This window comes from Terrabacter sp. P5_B1, from assembly GCF_056400505.1.
In genome coordinates this window covers 1-19,409 of the sequence record NZ_JBFULD010000068.1, presented here as the reverse complement: position 1 = coordinate 19,409, position 19,409 = coordinate 1, and the positions used below count along the sequence as shown (strand labels likewise).

Annotated in this window: 14 protein-coding genes; 12 read left to right on the top strand and 2 right to left on the bottom strand. The window is 67.3% G+C overall.

Going from position 1 to position 19,409, the window contains the following annotated elements; translation table 11 throughout:
* From AC1DP0_RS07285 to AC1DP0_RS07270, 4 genes are all read left to right on the top strand, one after another.
* On the top strand, positions 1–1,446 hold a 1,446-nt coding region (locus AC1DP0_RS07285), incomplete at its 5' end, for a CYTH and CHAD domain-containing protein (protein WP_478083240.1).
* A 532-nt stretch (positions 1,447–1,978) separates the two neighbouring features.
* Positions 1,979–2,263 carry an ASCH domain-containing protein gene (locus tag AC1DP0_RS07280; RefSeq protein WP_478083236.1) on the top strand — a complete coding sequence of 95 codons (285 nt, stop codon included), beginning with the start codon at positions 1,979–1,981 and terminating at the stop codon, positions 2,261–2,263.
* Between the two features lie 237 nt (positions 2,264–2,500).
* Complete coding sequence (locus AC1DP0_RS07275; protein WP_478083233.1) at positions 2,501–3,724, top strand: IS110 family RNA-guided transposase; 1,224 nt, start codon at positions 2,501–2,503, stop codon at positions 3,722–3,724.
* Between the two features lie 234 nt (positions 3,725–3,958).
* On the top strand, positions 3,959–5,077 hold the full coding sequence (locus AC1DP0_RS07270) for an ROK family protein (protein ID WP_478083230.1): 1,119 nt from the start codon (positions 3,959–3,961) through the stop codon (positions 5,075–5,077).
* A 22-nt stretch (positions 5,078–5,099) separates the two neighbouring features.
* On the opposite strand, the gene AC1DP0_RS07265 is transcribed toward AC1DP0_RS07270, so the two are convergent.
* Entirely contained in the window at positions 5,100–7,097 is a 1,998-nt protein-coding gene (locus AC1DP0_RS07265; protein WP_478083226.1) for a glycogen debranching N-terminal domain-containing protein, read from the bottom strand.
* Positions 7,094–9,025, bottom strand: coding sequence for an amylo-alpha-1,6-glucosidase (locus AC1DP0_RS07260; RefSeq protein WP_478083224.1), 1,932 nt, complete (start codon positions 9,023–9,025; stop codon positions 7,094–7,096). The genes AC1DP0_RS07265 and AC1DP0_RS07260 overlap by 4 nt, the downstream gene beginning before the upstream one ends.
* 239 nt (positions 9,026–9,264) lie before the next feature.
* On the opposite strand from AC1DP0_RS07260, the gene AC1DP0_RS07255 reads away from it, so the two are divergent.
* The 8 genes from AC1DP0_RS07255 to AC1DP0_RS07220 all read left to right on the top strand — a co-directional run bounded on the left by AC1DP0_RS07255 (position 9,265) and on the right by AC1DP0_RS07220 (position 19,406).
* Positions 9,265–10,476 carry a sugar ABC transporter substrate-binding protein gene (locus tag AC1DP0_RS07255; protein ID WP_478083222.1) on the top strand — a complete coding sequence of 404 codons (1,212 nt, stop codon included), beginning with the start codon at positions 9,265–9,267 and terminating at the stop codon, positions 10,474–10,476.
* A 47-nt stretch (positions 10,477–10,523) separates the two neighbouring features.
* Positions 10,524–11,645 carry a carbohydrate ABC transporter permease gene (locus tag AC1DP0_RS07250; protein WP_478083221.1) on the top strand — a complete coding sequence of 374 codons (1,122 nt, stop codon included), beginning with the start codon at positions 10,524–10,526 and terminating at the stop codon, positions 11,643–11,645.
* Positions 11,612–12,490: a carbohydrate ABC transporter permease gene (locus AC1DP0_RS07245; RefSeq protein ID WP_478083220.1), complete on the top strand. Its 879-nt coding sequence runs from the start codon at positions 11,612–11,614 to the stop codon at positions 12,488–12,490. The genes AC1DP0_RS07250 and AC1DP0_RS07245 overlap by 34 nt, the downstream gene beginning before the upstream one ends.
* 99 nt (positions 12,491–12,589) lie before the next feature.
* Complete coding sequence (locus tag AC1DP0_RS07240) at positions 12,590–13,756, top strand: cytochrome P450 (RefSeq protein WP_478083219.1); 1,167 nt, start codon at positions 12,590–12,592, stop codon at positions 13,754–13,756.
* Positions 13,756–13,956, top strand: coding sequence for a ferredoxin (locus tag AC1DP0_RS07235; protein WP_478083217.1), 201 nt, complete (start codon positions 13,756–13,758; stop codon positions 13,954–13,956). The genes AC1DP0_RS07240 and AC1DP0_RS07235 overlap by 1 nt, the downstream gene beginning before the upstream one ends.
* The gene (locus tag AC1DP0_RS07230; protein ID WP_478083216.1) at positions 13,946–15,196 is read left to right on the top strand and encodes an NAD(P)/FAD-dependent oxidoreductase; all 1,251 of its coding nucleotides are present in this window, start codon (positions 13,946–13,948) and stop codon (positions 15,194–15,196) included. Before AC1DP0_RS07235 ends, AC1DP0_RS07230 begins: the two co-directional genes overlap by 11 nt.
* Positions 15,193–16,212: an NHL repeat-containing protein gene (locus tag AC1DP0_RS07225; RefSeq protein WP_478083215.1), complete on the top strand. Its 1,020-nt coding sequence runs from the start codon at positions 15,193–15,195 to the stop codon at positions 16,210–16,212. Before AC1DP0_RS07230 ends, AC1DP0_RS07225 begins: the two co-directional genes overlap by 4 nt.
* A 59-nt stretch (positions 16,213–16,271) precedes the next feature.
* A complete protein-coding gene (locus tag AC1DP0_RS07220; protein WP_478083214.1) occupies positions 16,272–19,406 on the top strand; it encodes a family 20 glycosylhydrolase in 3,135 nt (1,044 codons plus the stop codon).
* Positions 19,407–19,409 lie beyond the last annotated feature (3 nt).

Below are 19,409 nucleotides of genomic sequence, written 5' to 3'. Positions count from 1 at the left end.
GGCGTGGGCTCGGTCCGTCCGCCGGAGGAGTTCCGTTTGGACGCGGTGTACTTCGACACGGCGGGCCTGGATCTGGCCCGCCGAGGAATGACCCTGCGACGACGCAGCGGTGGCACCGACGCCGGCTGGCACCTCAAGCTGCCCGTCAGCGGGGACACCCGCACCGAGCTGCAGGCCCCTCTCGGGCAGGCAGAGGAGACGGTGCCCCCCTCGTTGCTCACGCACGTGCGGGCCATCGTGCGGGACCGTCTGGTTGGCGCCGTCGCATCGGTGCGCACGACCCGCCGTGAGTATGCGTTGTGTGGCCCTGACGGCGCCGTCCTTGCCCGGGTCTGCGACGACCATGTGCGGGCGCACAGACTGGACGACCGGAGCCCGGAGCAGTCGTGGCGGGAATGGGAGGTCGAGCTCGACGGTGCGTCCCCGACATTGCTGGACGCCGTGGAGGCGCACCTCGTGGCTGCGGGAGCCTCACCGGCGCGGGTGTCCTCGAAGCTCGTCCGCACCATCGGTGAGCTCGCACCGGCCATTCCGGCTCCGCCCTCGAAAGACGACCTGGCCGCAGGCACTGTAGGGCAGCTCTTCGTCGCGCTTCTGACGGAACAGACGGCCAAGCTGCAACTGCGCGACGCTGGCGTGCGGGCCGGACAGGCTGGGTCGATCCATCGCATGCGGATTGCCGCGCGCCGGCTCCGGTCCGCGCTGACCAGCTTCGGCCCGATGCTCGAGCGTGCCGCCACTGATCCGGTGCGAGCGGAGCTGCGCTGGCTCGGTGAGTCCCTCGGGCAAGCCCGCGACGCGCAGGTCCTGCGTGAGCACCTGACGGGGGTGCTCGGCCAGGAACCCCCCGAGCTGGTTGTCGGCTCGGTCGCCGCGCGGATCGACGACGAGTTGAGCGCGGCATACAAGGCCGGACGCGAACGTGCCCTCCAGGCCCTCGAGAGCGAACGGTACCTTCGGATGCTCGACGCCCTCGACGAGCTGGTCAGGGCTGCGCCGCTGAGCGCGGACGCCGACACGGCCGCGGAGGAGGGCGTACGCCGGCTGCTGCGTCGCGACGTCAAACGGCTGGATCGGGAGGTTCGTGCGATCACGTCTGCGCAGGATCCCGAGGCCCGGGACGTCGCGTTTCACGAGGCGCGGAAGAAGGCCAAGCGGCTGCGCTACGCCGCGGAGGCCGCCACACCTGTCGTCGGCAAGCGAGCCCGCTCCCTGGCAGCCTCCGCCAAGAAGGTCCAGGAGGCCCTCGGGGTCCGTCAGGACTCGGTCGTCGCCCGTGAACGGCTACGTGAGTACGGGATGCAGGCTCACCTCGACGGCGACAACGCCTTCACCTTCGGCCGCCTTCATGCCTTGGAGCAGGCCCGCGCCGACCGAGCCACCGCTGACTTCGCCACCGCCTGGTCGACGTTCCGCAAGAAACAGATACCCCGCTGGGTGGGCTGAGGGCATCGGCCGGTTCGAGTTCCAGGCTGGGATTGCTGCCCGCATCAGCGGCCGGACTGGCGTGCTTCTCCTGGCCCAGATGCTCGGTGATCTGTCTCTCAGGGAAGGCCGGCGATGCTCGTGCTCGTCTCGTTGACCAGCTGAGTGTCGGTGTCAGGGAACTGGGGGAGACGTCCACGTCACGATGGCTCCCGAGGTGACGGAGCGGCTCAGGAGTAGTATGCCTTGGCCGTCAGGCATCGGTCGGCAACGACGCCGTTCCTCGCCCGCAGCGCCGCTGATCCGCCGCTCGAGCGGATGGTGCGTGGACCCGCCCGGAACGTACGTGGCACCCAACCAGTGACGCGCTCGCGACCGCGATGCCCGGACACGTAGGGGTCCGCCAGAGGGTGCGCGCCCGCCTGCCGCGCGTCTGCGCCACCCGTGTGCATCATCGGCACGCAGCCACGCCCTCGGCTCATTGTCAGAGCGCCGATACGCGGCGGAAGGGGCTATATCGACGCGCGCCTGGAGGCGGACTTAGCGTGTAGGGGTGATGTTCAGTCGAGACGTTCGCGAGCGCGTTGCCGGCGGCGAGGTCACGGTCTCGATCAGGCTCTGGAGCAGGCCGCAGGTCAAGGTGCGAGGCCGCTACCGGACTGCCGGCGTCGTCATCGAGATCGACTCTCTCGAGGTGCTGCCTTTCTCGGCCGTGACCGACGACGACGTTGCCGCATCAGGCGAGGCCGATCGCGAGTCTCTTCGGGACAGGGCGGCCCACGCCGGGCCGATCGGCGAGAACACCCTTGTCCACCGAGTCAAGTTCCACGTTGTGTAGCTACAGGCGGCTGCTAGACGATTGCCGACAGGATCGGTGTCTGGCCAGACTCGGTCCAGGTGCCCGGCGGGAGGCTCTCCAAGCGGCTGCCCACTGGCTGATTGGTGTGGCTCTCTTCCGGTCTGCAGTCCGTCGGGCACCGTGACGAGGCGTGGCTCGAAAGGGGACTGCCCAGCTCATAGCAGCACTGCCCACCTCGCCGTCCTTACCGGCACGAGGTGAAGCAGGAGGAAGGCTATGACGACGGTGATTATCGGGGTCGACCCCCACAAGTTGTCCGCGACGATCGAGGTCGTCGACCGACACGAGCGGCTGCTCGGCTCGGGCCGGTTCCGCACCGACCAGGCCGGCTACACCGCGATGCGGACCTATGCGAAGACCTGGCCGGAGCGGGTCTGGGCGGTCGAGGGCGCCAACGGCGCCGGCCGTCCGCTGGCGCAGCGGCTCCTCGAGGCTGGCGAGCACGTCGTGGACGTGCCGGCCAAGCTCGCAGCCCGGGTCCGGCTCTTCGACACTGGACACAACCGCAAGACGGACGCGCTTGATGCGCACTCCATCGCGGTCGTCGCGCTGCGAACCCAAGGCCTGCGTGTCCTGAAGGTCGACGGGGAGCTCGAGGCGTTGCGGATGCTGTCCGACCGCCGCGAGGAGCTGACCCGGCTGCGGGTCCAGACCGTCAACCGGCTCCACCGGCTGCTGGCCGAGCTGGTCCCTGGCCAGGCGAAGAAGGACCTAACTGCCTTGCAGGCCAAGGCGATCCTCGCCTCGGTGCGCCCGCGTGACATCGCCGGCAAGACCCGTCGCAGGATCGCCGCCGAGGAGCTCGCCGACCTGCTCGCGGTCGACGCGAAGATGAAGAAGGCCACCGCCGAGCTCAAGGTCCTGGTCAAGGCGCGAGGCTCACGGCTTATGGACCTGCGCGGTGTCGGACCGGTCGTGGCCGCCCGGACGTTGGCCGATGTCGGTGACGTCGCCCGGTTCGCGGACCGGAACCGGTTCGCGTCCTGGACCGGGACCGCACCCTTGGACGCCTCCTCGGGTGAGCAGAACCGGCACCGGCTGTCGCGGGCGGGGAACCGGCGGATGAACCACATGATCCACATCGCCGCGATCAGCCAGATCCGCCTCGACACCGAGGGCCGGGCCTACTACCGGCGCAAGCTCGCCGCCGGCAAGACCAAGCTCGAAGCGCTGCGCTGCCTGAAGCGCAGGATCTCCGACGCGCTCTATCGACAGCTCGTCGCCGACGCCGAACACGCGCACATCAGGGGGGCGGCAGAGCCTGCCGGCACGGGCCCGGGAGGGCACTGCGGGGCGTCTCAAGAATCCAGCGCGGTYGACCTGCCCCCGCACATCGACACTTCGGATCAGCCACTTCCCGGACCCGCAGGCCCGACGTTACAACCGCCTCCGGCCACACGGAAGATCCACCGGGAAGACACCCTCGTCACCACCCCTTGACAACAAAGGGGAGCCGGAATGTCGCGGACGAAGGACTACCTCACGCTGTCACCACGACGGGTCTGCGCCGTGAGGGACACATGGCGGTCAGGACGATCCGGTTCTTGGCGAGCGGCCCTTGGAACGGACCCTTGGGTCCAATGGACTGCGGCAGCTACTCGGCCTCAAACCCTAGCGATGTGCCAGCGACGATAGAATGAGCTGCCTTGCTCGTTTCTAGGTCTACTCATCCAGGTGAATGGCGGTTATGTCGGCGTGACATCTTCTGCGGGTCAGGCCAAGAACGAGCTGCGGAGTAGAAATCTCTCAGCGGCGCTCTCGGTCATTCACACCGGTGGCCCAATTTCACGGGCGCAGCTAACTCGTACGCTGCGACTTGGACGCACCACCGTCCTGGAGCTCGTCGGACACCTGGTCGACCTTGGCCTCATCATGGAAAGCCATGCCACGGGAAGAGGCGGCGTCGGACGCCCGGGCATGATGGTGGCCGCAACGGGTGCCATGGGCGCGTTTGCCGTCAACCCCGAGAGCGATGCCATCCGGGTCGGCATGATTACCTTCGACGGCCAAGTGCTCCACTCGCTGCGACACCGCGTGTCGGATACTTACTCACCCGAGCAGGCCGCGATCGTCGCCGCTGACCTGATCGAGAAGATCCGCGGACAGCTCCCGAAGGACTTCCGGATCGCCGGTGCGGGGGTCGCCATCCCCGGGCAGGTGTCACCGAGCACCGGAGTGATCTTGTCGGCACCCCGTTTGGGGTGGTCCGACTGCGATTTCAAGTCCGTACTGGCGGCCAAGACCGGTCTGGCCGTGTGGCTGGACAACAACGCTCGCCTCGTGACGCAGGCTGAGCATCGGTTGGGCACCGGCCGAGGTTTGAGTGACTTTGTCTACGTCTTCGCCGGGGCCGGTGGTATCGGTGGCGGGATCGTGGTCGACAACCACGTTCTCGCAGGAAGGTCGGGCTTCGCTGGAGAGCTGGGTCACGTGCGCATGTCGGATTCGCCGCAGTCGGACTTCCTAGGCCTTCGGGGAACGGTTGAGGCCCTCATCAAGCGCGATGACCTGCTGGAAACCCTTGGCTACAGCAACGTCACGGATGCGGAGCTCGACCGGATTATTCAGACGGCCGAGAGCGCTGACTTTCTCCGGGTCGCCGACAGGCAGCTCCGTCTCCTCGGGGTCTTCTTGGGAAACCTGGCCAACATGCTGGATCCTCAGATGATCGTGCTGGGGGGCTTCCTTGGCTCGCTCTACCGCCGACTCCCTGAGGTCCTGGATGCCAGCGTCGATGACGTGGTGCTCCCAACGATCGGGCGGGCCCTGCGCATCGAGCCTTTCCGTTCGTGAAGGTGAGGGGGCGCGCGACCCGTCAGTGACCGCCGACGACGAACCCGTCGACGGTCACCTTGCCAAGCATGGACGGCCCGCCGGCGTGGGTGCGGATCGTGCACGTGGCGCGGTCCGGCACCGGTCTCGTGAGCGCTTCGAGAATGGCGATGGCTGACGCTGCCGACCAGGCCTGCGGCCGGCACGAGGCCGAGTAGGGCACAGCACCGGAGGTCGCCCGGTACGCCTGCCCGGAGTACAGCTCCGGCAGGCGATAGTCGTACAGCTGCGCTGCCCGAAGCAGTCCGTCGATGAGCTCGGCGGCCGACGCGTCGTGGCCCTCCGCGGCGAGCCCACGAATCGCGATGGCGGTGTCGTGCGGCCAGACGCTGCCTCCGTGGTACTTCAGCGGCCAGTACCCCGCTGACTGTGTTGACATGGTGCGCAGGCCGAGGCCGGAGCTCATGGTCTCGTCGACGAGCCTCCGCGCGACCCGCTCGCTCTGCTCGGCACTCAAGATGCCGGTGCCGAGCACGTGGCCCATGTTGGACGTGACGGTGTCGACGAGACGCTTGTCGGCGTCGAGCGCGATCCCCAGGTACGGGCCGAGGGCGTCGGACGCCCAGAAGCAGGAGTGGAAGCGTTCCTTCACTCGTTCCGCCCAGGCGCGCCACGGTCCGCCGTGGCCCGGACCCTCGAAGGTGTCCAGGAGGGTGGCGCCCTTGATGGCGGCCTCGTAGGCGTAGGCCTGCACCTCGACCAGCGCGATCGGACCGGTGGCGAGCGTCCCGTCGAGGAACTGGACCGAGTCGTAGGAGTCCTTCCACCCCTGGTTGGCCAGACCGCGGCCGGTCTCGTCGATGTACTCCAGCAGACCGTCTCCGTCGGCGTCGCCGTGGTCCCGCATCCAGGCCAACGCCGCCTTCAACGCGGGCAGGAGTGACCGCACAGCTGCCTCCGGCATGCCCCACTCCCACGCGTCGTGAAGGAGACACACCCACAGCGGCGTCGCGTCGATGGTCCCGTAGTAGACGGGGGGCAGACGCGTGGTCCCCTCGGGCTGCGGGGTCTGCCGACGGATCTCGTGGGCGATCTTGCCGGGCTGTTCGCCTGTCTCAGCCACATGGTCGCTGCCCTGCAAGGCGGCCAGCGTGGTGAGCGTTCCCTCCGCGAGCATCGTGCCGAGCGGCAGCATCATCCGCGCCGCCCACAGGGAGTCCCGACCGAAGAGCGTGAGAAACCACGGCGCGCCCGCGGCGAGAAAACAGTCCCCTGGTGAGTAGGTTGAGGTCATCACCAAGCCGGATAGGTCGTCCAGCGAACGGGTGACCAGTCGTGCCAGTCGCTCGTCATCGCAGTTGACGTCCGGAGTCGTCCATGGCTGCTGCTCGAACGCCTGAACGACCGCTCGGGCGTCGTGCGCTCGCAGCTGCAGGGTGACCGCCCGGTCGGCATGAGGGTCGAGGTCGAGACGCCATACGAGGCGAACCGTCCCGTCCGCCGAGGACTCGAGCTTGGCGTCGGCGGCAATGAGGGTTGCCGTAGCCCCGTCTCGCTCCCACGTCGCTGTCACCGCGGTGCCGGTCGACTGGACGCTGGGTGGCAGCGGAGTCGGCAGCAACCCGTTCTTGACGTCATCCATGGTGGCCAAGTCGCTCTGCACGTCGACACGAAGGTGACCGTGCTGGGGCACGTCGTTGCCGTTCGTCAGGGTGATCGTGAGGTTGACCTCGCCGGGCCGCACGGCGAGGAGCCGATGGACAAGCACCTTCGGATCCGGATCAGGGGTGTCGATCGAAGGGGCCACAGAGAGGAACTCGGCACGGTCCGCACCCTGCGACCCGCGGGACAGTGAAAGGGTCGGGTGACCATCAAGGGATACGACGAGGCCGGAGAGGACGCGTACGTCGCTGTGGTACCAGCCCTGGGCTCCGGTCCTCGGGTGGACGTCGCCGTCGGCTGCGGTCCAGGCCTGCGTCGGCGCGCTGATCGTGGCGTGCAGATCGTGGAGGTGTGGCTGGTGCGTCAGCTTCGAGGTCACGGCAGCTTCTCCTCGAGGATGCTCGCGACCGTGATGGCACAGGCTGCGCTCCAACAGATCACCGGGCAGGCGGCGGGGTAGGGGACCGCGTGCGGAGTGGTGCCCTTGGCGTGTCCGCCGAAGAGCTCCGGCAGCCGGTAGTCGAAGTCCTCGGCGGCGTCGAGCAGCCCACCTGCGATGGTCCGCGCCGCGTCGAGGTGACCGGCGTCGGCCAGGTACTTGGCGATCAGGGCTGAGTCGTGGGGCCAGACGCTGCCACCGTGGTACCGCAGCGGCCAGTAGCGGCCTGCGGAGCTGGAGAGGGTGCGGATGCCGTAGCCGCTGAACATGTCCTCGCCGAGAAGACGGCTCGCGACGGACGCGATCTGGGTGTCGTCGAGAATCCCGGTGCCCACCACGTGCCCCATGTTCGAGGCGACCGCGTCCACGGGCCGCTTCTCCCCGTCGAGGGCCATCGCCAGGTAGGGGCCCTTCTCGTCCCGCACCCAGAACGAGGCGTGGAAGGCCGTGCGCAGGTCCGCCGCGCGTGCCCGGCACTCCGGGCCGCCAGGGCGACCGAAGGCATCGAGGATCGCCGCGCCGACGGTGAGCGCTCGGTAGGTGTAGGCCTGCACCTCGACGAGGGCGACCGGCCCGGTGGCCAGCGTCCCGTCGGCGAACTGGACCGAGTCGCCGGAGTCTTTCCAGCCTTGGTTGGCCAGACCTCTACCTGACGCGTCGATGTACTCCACGAACCCGTCGCCGTCGGAGTCGCCGTAGGTCTCGATCCAGGACAGCGCCCGTTCGAGGTTGGGCAGCAGGTCCTCGACCTGGCTATCAGACATGCCGGCCTGCCAGGCGTCGTAGAGCAGGCAGATCCACAGGACCGTGGCATCGATGGTCCCGTAGTAGACGGGTGGGAGCCCTGCCTGTTGCTCGTCGTTGTCGGAGGAGCGGCGGATCTCATGGAGGATCTTGCCCGGCTCCTCTGCGGTGAGGGTGTCGACCTGCTGTCCCTGGCGGCTGGCTAGCGCGCGCAGGGTCCCGGCGGCGAGTTCCCAGGTGACCGGCAGCATCATCTGCGCGGCCCAGATCGAGTCGCGACCGTACAAGGTCTGGAACCAGGGGATACCGCCGGCGAGGAACACGTCGGAGCCGCCGGCGAGCGTGGCCCGCAGCGAGTCGATGTCGGCCATGGACTGGCTGAGGAAGCGGTCGACCCTGTGGTCGGCGCCGGTGGTGGGGAGCCCGCCCTGCTCCGGATGCTCCAGCTGACCGGCCTCGTGTGCCGGCGGCGGCCCGAGAACGCTGACCCGGTCTGTGGCGGAGACTGACCATGCGGTGGCGAAGACCTGGCCGGGAGCTAGGTCCACCTCCCACCGAAGCGTGATCTGGTCTCCGTCAACCGCGATGGAGGACGCTCGTTCCGCGTTGAGCGTGACCGTGACCTCGCCGTCTCGCCAGCCGACCCGGCCGTGATCCGACGGGGAGGCCTGAGGCGCCTTGCGATTGACCGACCTTCCGCTCTTGATGATGTCCATGCCGGCCAGGTCACTTGCGACGAGCACCTCGAGCGTCCCGTGCACGGGTTGATGGGTCTGCGTCCGGATCTCGATGACCTCGCGGATCTCCCCGCCGCCACAGTGACGGTGCCGGCGCAGCTCGACGAGGGGGTCGGCCCCAGGCTCGTCTATGGACCGGACGACATAGATGAAGGTCGCGTCGCTCGAGCCGGTCAGTCCCGACGCAACGAGCTCCGGTTCCTCGCCGGCCACCAGCAGGACCGCATCGCTCACTACGCGAACGTCGGAGTGGTAGAAGCCGGCGAGACCTCCGCCGTGCCGAATCTGCCCATCGGCGGGCGACCACGCTTGGGTGGGGCCGTGAAAGATCGCGAGATCGCGGTGGAGGAAGGGCTGACGGACGGACTGCGGACGCGACTGGGTCATGGGGCTCCGTAGAGGGGAAGGGGCGGGGACAAAGGCACCGAAAGGTGATGCGGACGAATGGTTGACCGAACCAGTGGCCGTCAATATAGTTGCTCAACGATCAAATAGCCATCCTCGGCCATGCGAGAACGCGCCAACCTGGCAAGCAACGCCGAGGCTCGCTTGCTCGCTTTCGTTGGCCGCCCCTTAACGTCCGAAAGGACCCCAGTATGCGTAGATATCCCAGGATCCTCGGTGCCATGGCGTGCGCCGCGGCCGTCCTCACCGTCGCGGCGTGCGGGGGTACAAGTTCCTCGTCCTCCTCCCCGGCCGGCAAGTCGACGGACACCCACAAGCCGCTCACCGTGCTCTTCGGAACGTCGGGGGCCGCCGAGACCAAGGCCCTTCAGGACGCCGCGACCGCTTGGTCGGCCAAGTCCGGCACGAAGGTCAACGTGCGCCCGGCCACGGATTTCGCCCAAGAGCTGGCCCAAGGGTTCACCGCGGGGAATCCACCGGACCTCTTCTACGTGAGCCCAGACCAGTTCACCGATCTGGTGGCTAAGCACCGCTTGGCTGCTTACGCGGACAAGCTGCCGAACGCGGACAAGTTCTACCCCAGCCTGCGCAAGACGTACACGAGCAACAACGTCTTCTACGCGGCGCCGAAGGACCTGGGTGTGCTGGCCCTCGCCATCAACACCAAGATGTGGAAGGACGCCGGCCTCACGGACGCGGACATCCCCAAGACCTGGGACCAGCTGCACGCGGCCGCGAAGAAGCTCTCCGCTAAGGGTGTTACGGGTTTCACCATCTCGCCCGACTTCGCCCATGTAGGGCCGTTCATGCTCGAAAGCGGTGGTTGGCTCGTCAATGACGACCAGACCGCGGCCCAGGCCAACTCACCGGAGAACGTGCGCGCACTGGACTTCCTCAAGAGCATGCTCGCCGACGGCTCCATGAAGCTGTCGACGGACTTGGGCGTCGGCTGGCCGGGTGAGGCACTTGGCAAGAAGAAGGCGGCCATGATCGTGGAGGGGCCGTGGCTGGACGGTGCGATGAAGGCCGACTACCCGACGGTCGATTACCGCGTTGTCAACATGCCAGCGGGGCCGTCTGGACCGGGAACGATGTTCTTCACGAACGCCTGGGGCGTCGCGGCCCAGTCGAAGAACATTCCGGGGGCGGTGGACTTCGTGAAGTTCCTGACCACGCCGGAGCAGCAGCTCGCCTTCGCCAAGGCCTTCGGCCCCATTCCGTCGCTGTCCTCGGCAGCGGACCAGTACAAGTCCGCGTTCCCGGACAAGGTCGCCTTCCTCGACGGCATCGACAACGCGAAGACGTACCCGACCATGGCCGGTTTCGCCGATGTCATGAACGACCTGAACGCACAGCTGTCGAAACTGGCGAGCACGGACTCGAAGAAGATCCTCGACTCGACCCAGGAGAATCTCGGGGCCATCACGAAGTAGCTGTCACCCGCAGGAAGTCAGGCGCCCCCAGATGAGGTCTCGGTGAGATGAAGCGACGAACGAATAGCCCAAGACGCTGGCGACGAGCACCGTCGCTGAAAAAGCAGGGCCTTGCAGGCTGGCTCTTCGTCCTCCCCGTCATCCTCATTCTGGGGGTGTTCCTCTTCCTGCCCGTCGTCATGGCGGCATGGGTTTCCGTCTCCGACTGGACCGGAGACGGAAGCCCACTCTCCTCGGGCGTGCACTACGTGGGGCTGGCGAACTACCAGGAATTCCTGACCCAGCCCGGCCTGTCGCAGAAGGACTTCGGCACGTCTATCCGCAACAACCTGTACTACGTGATCGTCTCGGTGCCCCTGGTGACGTCGTTGGCACTGGGGCTGGCGCTCATCGTCAATAGGCGGCGCCGCGGCGTGGGTGCCTTTCGCACGGCGTTCTACTTTCCCTCCGTCACCTCCTCGGTCGCCATGACTGTCATCTTCCTGTTCCTCTTCAACACCACCGGCGTGGTGAACCAACTGCTGGGGTTGCTGTCGGTCAACGGTCCCAGCTGGATGGCTGACTCCCGAGGAGTCATCCAAGTCATCGCCGGCGCGTTCGGCGTGAAGGATGAGCCGAAGTTCCTCAGCGGTCCGGGATTGTGGGGACTGAGTTGGTGGGACTGGCTGTCGGGTCCGTCGGTGGCAATGTGCGTCTTCATCATCATGGCGGCGTTCGCAGCGTCCGGAACGTTCATGCTGATCTTCCTGGCTGGGCTGCAACAGATCCCGCACGAGGTCGAGGAGGCCGCCATCGTCGATGGCGCCTCCGCATGGAAGCGGTTCTGGTTCATCACACTGCCCATGCTGCGGCCGACACTGTTCACCGTGCTGACGCTGTGCCTGATCGGCTCTTGGCAGGTCTTCGACCAGATCTACACGGGATCGCAGGGCGGCCCCGCGAAGACGACGCTCACGCCGGCCTACCTGTCGTACGACTGGTCGTTCTTGAGCGGAGCCTGGGGGCGGGGTGCGGCGATGTCGTTCATCCTCTTCCTGATCATCGTCGCCTTCACCCTCCTGCAGCGCCTCATCCTCACCACTCGCGACGCCTCCCAGCGCAGGAAGCTCTTCAAATCCCCGCTAGGAGGACTGTCATGGCTACAAGGTCGAAACCGTCCACTCGACTGAACCAAACCAGAGGCAGCCGCCGCCCGCGACGTCGGGGCCTGATCGCACTCAACGTGGCCGCCGCGGTGCTATCGGTGATCTACGTGTACCCGTTCCTGGTCACCGTGGCGAACTCGCTCAAGACGAACGGGGACGCGACCAACTCTGCGCTGTCGCTCATTCCTGACCCGCTCACCTTCGACGCGTACAGCCAGATCTTCTCCTCCTGGTTCCCGCGAGCGTTGTTCAACTCGGTCGTCGTCACCGGGTCGGTGACGGTCGCTCGGGCATTCCTGGACGCGCTGGCGGGCTACGCGCTGGCTCGGCTGTCCTTTCCCGGGAGACGGGTCGTCTTCAGCAGCGTGATCGCGGTCCTTGCGGTGCCCGGCGTGGTCCTGCTCATTCCGCGCTTCCTCGTGGTCTACCAGCTAGGGATCTACGACACGTACCCGGGCATGATCATCCCTCTGCTGTGCGACGCGGCCGGCATCTTCATCATGAAGAACTACTTCGACTCGATCCCGGTGTCGATGGAGGAAGCGGCACGGATCGACGGTGCGGGACCGTTCCGCACCTTCTGGTCCGTCGTCATGCCCATGGCCATGCCGGCCGTGGTGACAGTGCTCATCCTCAGCTTCCAGGGTTCGTGGAACGAACTGTCCCACTTCATCGTCTCGGCCCAGAACCCGGACCTGGCGCCGCTACCCAAGGCTGTGGCCGCCCTGACGGCCGGTGGGGGCGGCAAGGAGAACCGGTACCCGCTCAAGCTTGCGGCAGCCGTGATGATGACCATTCCCGTAGCGATCGTCTTCTTCATCTACCAGCGGCGCCTCGAGAACCACACCACTGGCGCAGTCAAAGAGTGACGGCACGGCACGCGCGCCCACGACACCGAACCGGTCCTACCTGGGTGAGGCGTGCATCCGGAACGATCGCTGGCCGAATTAACAAAGGTGGACACTTCCATGGACCCCATCAGCCGACATCGCGAGATCCGCGGCTACGACGCCGTGCGCAGCGCAGCGAAGGACTGCAAGACCTACTCCAGCGACCTCCTCGGAGACCGGGATGTGCGGACGTACCGCCAGCTTCCGCTGGAGGCGGACCCGCCCCGACACACCCTCTTCAGAGAGGCCCTCCAGCCCCTCTTCATGCGGTCGGCGGTTGCTCCCCACATTCCCGCCTTCGCCGGCGAGGCGCGACGCCTCATCGGCGAGGTGACCCGGCGCGGCGGTGGCGACGTCGTCTTGGACGTGGCACTCCCGTACACCATCGGCTGTCTGGGGGCGGTCTTCAACCGGCCCCAGGACGTCGAGGAGTGGATCTCGTGGGGCCCCGACGTGTGGACCGCCGAGGCATACGCCAGAGGAGCGGTGACCGCAGAGTCCAAACGCGCTCACCGGGAGCGCGACTACAACATCCCCAGCCAGCGCTCGGGAGCGACMCTCCAGGCGTACATGGACCGCGTGCTAGCCGTCGCCGAAGAGCGGTACGCGGCGGGTGAGCCGGACACGGACATCTGGGACCGGGTCGCGCGTCTGGACATCGACGGAGCTCACCCCAGCCGGGAGGAGATGCAGGGGATGGCCAGTGTGCTCCTCGCCGGCGGCCGGGACACCGTCATCAAGCTCATCAGTGGGATCGTCTGGCACCTCCTGAAGACACCGGCGGACCGTGAGTTCCTCGTCGCGAACCCTGGTCGGTCAAACGCCGCCATCGCGGAGATGGTGCGCTACCTCTCTCCGCTGCAGAAGATCGAGCGCCTCCACGATGGTCTAGACGGAGGGCCACCCGAGTATGTGCTGCTCAACTTCGCCTCGGCCAACCACGACCCTGAGTTTTGGACTGAGCCAGGACAACTGGACATCCATCGCGCCCGCCATCCACACCTCGGCTTCGGAGCCGGGCCTCACTCCTGTCTGGGCATGACCCTCGCTTCTCAGGAGGCACGGACGTTCCTGGACGTGCTCCTCGCCGACTGGCCGGGGTGGGAGCTCGACGGGGAGCCCGAGATCGCCTGGGTGCCTGACGGCGACGGGATGCCCACCCTCATCGACCGGTTCGACGCGATACCGGTCCGTATCCCAGCCCAGCCCGCCACCCGTCCTGAATCGCAGAGGAAGCACTCCTGATGAAGATCACCGTCGACATGGACCGTTGCCAGCACTACGGCCAGTGCGTAGCCGAGGCCCCCCACATCTTCCGTATGGACGACGAGGATCGTCTCGAGTACACCGCGACGTTCACCGAGGCCGACCTGCAGAGCGTTCAGGCGGCCGCCGACGTGTGCCCCATGCAGGCCATCACGCTGCTCATGGACGATGGGATCTGATGCCGCGCCGGTCGTGATCGTCGGAGCGTCGCTGGGTGGTCTGCGCACAGCGGAGACGTTGCGACGAGCCGGGTACGACGGTGACATCACCCTGGTCGGGGACGAGGTCCACCCGCCATACATGCGTCCGCCCTTGTCGAAGGAGGGGTTGCTCGGCGACGTGCAGCACGCACGCATCGCGCTTCCTCACCGGCTGGCCGAGTCGGTGACCTGGAGGCTCGGCACTCGGGCGGTCGCCGCAGACCTGGAAGCGCGGCACGTCGTCACCGACGCGGGGGAGACGCTGCCGTACAGCCGGCTCGTCGCCGCGACCGGGCTGCGGCCCCGTCCGGTCGTGCCCTCCGCCGGACCTGCGCAGGGGACCTACCGACTCCGCACGCTGGACGACGCCGGCCGGCTGGGTGCGGTGCTGCGGCCGGGGACGCGGGTGCTGGTGGCGGGTGCCGGGTTCTTGGGCTGTGAGGTGGCGGCCAGTGCCCGACGACGCGGGTGCGACGTCGCCCTCATCGGGAGCCAGCAGGTGCCCATGCAGACGCCGCTCGGCGCGGAGCTCGGTGCTCGGCTCCGAGAGCTGCACGAGCAGCATGGCGTCCGCTTTCTCATGAACAGCAAGGTCGACCGGCTCGTCGGAGCGGACGTCGACACTGGCGTCGTGCTCACGGACGGGACGGTTCTGCGGGCCGACGTTCTCGTGGAGGCGGCTGGCTCGGTCCCCAACACCGAGTGGCTGGCGGGCAACGACCTCGACCTGACCGGTGGCGTCCTCACGGACTCGGCGATGCGCGCCCTGCGCACTGACGGCAGCCCCTGGACGGACGTCTTCGCCGTCGGCGACCTGGCCCGTTTTCCGCACCCACTTCGCGATGACAGGCCGGGGTCGATCGAGCACTGGAACATCCCCACCGAGACGGCCCGGCGCGCCGGCACGGTCATCGCCCTCACTGCAGTCGGGGCGCCGGAGCTCGACCACATTGTGGCGCAACCGTTCTCGCCGATGCCAACGTTCTGGAGCGATCAGTTCGACGCGCAGCTGCTCGCGTTCGGCATCCTCGAAGGAGCCGACGAGATCGTGTGCCTCGAGCAGGGCGACGACATCGAGTGCGTCTACGGATACCGCCGCGAGGGCGTTCTCACCGGCGTGTGCGGCATCGGCATGCGCTCGGCTCTGCGCCGGTACCGCGAGGTCATCGCGACTGACGCGGCCCGGCCGGTCATCATCGCAGCAGGGATGAGCCGATGACCGGAACGCCCGACGAGTTCGACTGGGATCTTGTGTGGCCGGAGGGAACCAACACAAAGGAGTGGTCACACGCCGGGATCGCCGTGCTCGCAGACGACACAGTCGTCTTCGGCGCGCCAGGTGGCGCTGGGATCGTGCTCGTCTCGGCGAGCGGAGGCGCGACGGTCGTCGGGGTTCCGCTCCTCGAGGTCCATGGAGTCACCGTCGACAGCACGGGCGGTCAGGAGACGCTGTGGCTGGCCGACCCTGGCTTCAAAGCTCGCCCGGAGCACGACTACGCAGAAGAGCGCCGAAGCGGCCAGGTGGTCCGAATCGCGCCGGACGGTGAGGTCCTTGACCGGCTCGAGCAGCCGGACCTCCCGGTGTACAGCGACGCGCCTTGGCGGCCAACCTCGGTGGCTGTCGACGATGAGTCGGTGTGGGTCGCCGACGGCTACGGAGCATCACTGGTCCAGCGGTTCGACCGGAGCGGCAGGCTGCTTGCCACGCTGGACGGATCCAGCACCGGCATCCGTTTCGACTGCCCGCACGGCCTGGTCGTCGACAGCCGAGGTGCGGATGCGTATGTCGTTGTGGCCGACCGTGGCAACTCCCGTCTCGTCCTCCTCGATCACACGGGGTCCTGGAGAGGAGTTCTGACCGACCCCCTTCTTCGTCTTCCCAGCTGTCTGGCCCTAAGCGGGGACGACCTGGTCGTTACCGACCTTGGCGGCGACCTGCTGGCCATCGACCGCGACGGCCGCGTTAGGTCACTGGTCGACCCCGACTCATATGGCGACGCAGCGGCGCCGTGGCCGAATCGGATGGAGGACGGTCGCCTGGTCAGGCCGCACCTTCGCAACGGCTCGCTGCACGCTCCCCACGGCGTCGCCATAGCCGGCGGGACGATCTTCCTCACCGAGTGGCTGATCGGCGGCCGCCAGCTGAGGCTTCGACAGAGGGGGGTCGCCGCTGAGGTCGCGTCTCAGCCCACTGCTGAAAACGAACTATCTCCACATTCTGTGCGGCAGAAATAATTAGGATTTATCCCGATGATAAGGAAGTAATCGTGATGGCACTAAGAACAAGCACGGCCGTGCTAGCCGCGGCCGTAACGGTCGTGGCAGGGGGCATGTTGGCGCCGTCCACGGCGAGGGCCGAGGCGGCGAATCCCGCGCCTGACGTGGTCCCAAGCGTCAGGGAGTGGACCGGAGGCGCGGGAAGCTACGAACTGGGCGCGCGCTCACGGATCGCCGTGGACTCAAAGGGCCTGCTCGGCGAGGCCAAGTTGCTGCATGACAACCTTGCCGCGGTGACAGGCCTCGACCTGAAAGTCGTCGTCGATACGAACGGGCACACGGGCGACGTGGTGCTCTCAGAACACGGAGCGCCCACCGATACTGGTTCTGAGGGATACGTCCTGGACGTCGGGGATCGGGTTAACGTGAAGGGCACGAGCAGCGCCGGCGTGTTCTACGGGACGCAGACTGTGCTGCAGATTCTGCGTTCGACCCCTGGCCACCGCTCGCTGCCGCGCGGCGAGGCGCGCGACTGGCCACAGTTCCGCGAACGCGGCTACCTGCTCGACGCCGGACGCAAGTACTGGTCGCCGGACTACGTCGTGCAGACGATCAGGGAGATGGGCTACCTGAAGCTGAACACGCTGCAGCTGCACCTCTCGGATGACAATGCGTTTCGGCTGGTCAGCGACCGCTTTCCGTACCTTGCCGCACCCCAGGCGTACACGAAAGCCGACATCGCGAGGTTCGAGGCGGCGGCGCACCGATACCACGTGACGATCGTGCCAGAGATCGAGATGCCCGCACACGCAGGGGCGATTCTCGCGGCCCAACCGAACTTCAAGATCCCCTGCCTCAGCTACGGCACCACGCTCGACGTGACGCGGCCCGAGGTGCGTGACTTCACTGCGGCACTGATCAAAGAGTTCGCACCACTGTTCTCCGGCTCCGAGTTCGACATTGCCACCGACGAATCCCCGACGCAGGTCGCGCAGGAGCGCTGCCCGGAGCTCGTCGACTACGCGCACGCGCACGGCCTCAAGTCCACGTCGGACATCTTCGTGAACTTCATCAACGACATGAACTCGGTCGTGCGCTCGGTCGGCAAGCGGACGAGAATCTGGAACTGGTGGGACGTGAACCAGAGCCCCACCATCTCGCCGGACAAGAACATCACAGTCGAGACGTGGACCTCGCCCGCGACCGGTGAGAGCCAGGACTACGGCCCGCAGCACTACCTCGACAAGGGCTACGACGTGGTCGCCTCCCCGGGCGACCGGCTCTACATCACTCCCGGTTCGAATCTACTGCCCGACCCGAAGGGCCTCTACGAACAGTGGACGCCCCAAGAAGACCCCCACCTGCGGGGCTACCAAATCTCCGTCTGGGCCGACAACGCGACCAGCCAGACCGACAGCGCCTTCGACAGCTACCTGCAGCGCTCGCGCGAGGCGTTCGCGGACCGCGTGTGGGGCGGACCTCGCCGCGGCACGGTCGCCGACCTGTTCGCGCGAGCCGATGCGATCGGCACCCCGCCGGGGGTACCGGAGTACACGCTGCCGGGCACGCTGAGCGGGACGGCGTACGGTACAAGTCCGGCATGGGGCAACCTGCCAAACACGTACGACAAGGTCTTCGACGGCGACCTCGGGACCTTCTTCGACTACGCCGAGCCGAGCGGCGGCTACGCCGGAATCGACCTGGGCCTGGGCCACGCCTCGCGCGCCGCTATGGTCCGATTCGCGCCTCGTCTCGGACACCCGGAGCGCATGGTCGGGGGACGGTTCGAGGGCTGTGCCGACGGCCCGACGAGCGGCTGCACCACCCTCGCCACCGTCCAGTCGCTACCCACGATGGGCTGGAACGAGCTGCCAGTCACAGACGGAGGGCACTACCGCTGGCTGCGATACGTCTCGCCGGACAACAGCTACGACGACGTCTCCGAGCTTCAGTTCGTCAGCGGGACTAACGGCGTCGCCGTCGACGCGCCCGCCCAACTTCATCAGCTCGGCGACAACCGGGTCGTCACCACCTACCGCAACAACGGACAGAGGCCTGTCTTCGACGTCCGGCTCGGCCTCGACGCATACGGCACCGGCGACCGCGCCGAGCGAGTGGTCCATCCAGAGGGCCCGGACCGATTCCCGGTAGTGCAGCCCGGCGAGACCGTCTCCACCAACTGGGACGTGGACGTCCCGCTGTCGGCGGCGACCGGCAGGTACGACCTCGTCGGCACCGCGATCTACCAGCACCGGCCCGGCCCCAACCAGCCCATCGAGTACGCCGGCGGGCTCAGCCAGACGACGCTCGGCCAAGCGCTGAGCGCGAGCCTCACTCCCGGAGTCATCGGCCTGGGCGCAGGCGACTCGAAGGAAACGAGCCTGCGGATCACCAGCAACGCCGCTCGCCCGGTCACGGTCACTTGGAACTACGCCGCCGGCCCGGCTACCAACCCTGCCTTCACGCTCCGGCCCGGCACGGGCACTCTGACGGTCCCCGGCGGCGGCACCGGGGCGGCCAGGCTCACCGCGTCCGCGGCGCAAAACGCGAGTGGCGCCCAACCCGGGCCGGCCAGGATCGTCCTCACCGCAGCGTCCCCCGGAAGGGCGGACACGAGGATCGGCGCCGTCGACCTGAACGTCATCTGGTATCCCGGCGCGGCGAAGTCACTGTCCGCAACCTTCAACAACGCGGGCATCACCGACGACGCCAACCCCCTCGCCGGGACGTTCGACGGCGGCGACGCGAGCTACTCGGCCCAGGGCCTGGCCGCGGCCGGCCTCAGCCCGGGTGCGACGGTCCACCACGACGGGCAGACGTTCACCTGGCCCGCAGTGCCGACCGCTCTACCCGACAACACGAAGGCCGAGGGCCAGGTAATCACCGAGTCCGGCAGCGGAACGAAGGTCGGCTTCCTCGGCGCAGGGGCACTCGGCACACAATCAGGGACAGTCTTCGTCACGTACACCGACGGCAGCATTGCCCAGGCGCCGCTCGCGTTTACGGACTGGTACTTCAACGATCCTGCGCCCGGAACCGACATCGTGGCGACGGTTCCCTGGAACGTCTCCCCGGAAAACGCCGACCAGAACCATCCGGTCAACGTCTTCTACGGTTCCGTACCCTTGGATCCGAGCAAGACCGTCGCGTACCTCACACTCCCGTCGAACCCGAATCTCCACATCTTCGCGACGTCGATTGGCACGTCCTAGACC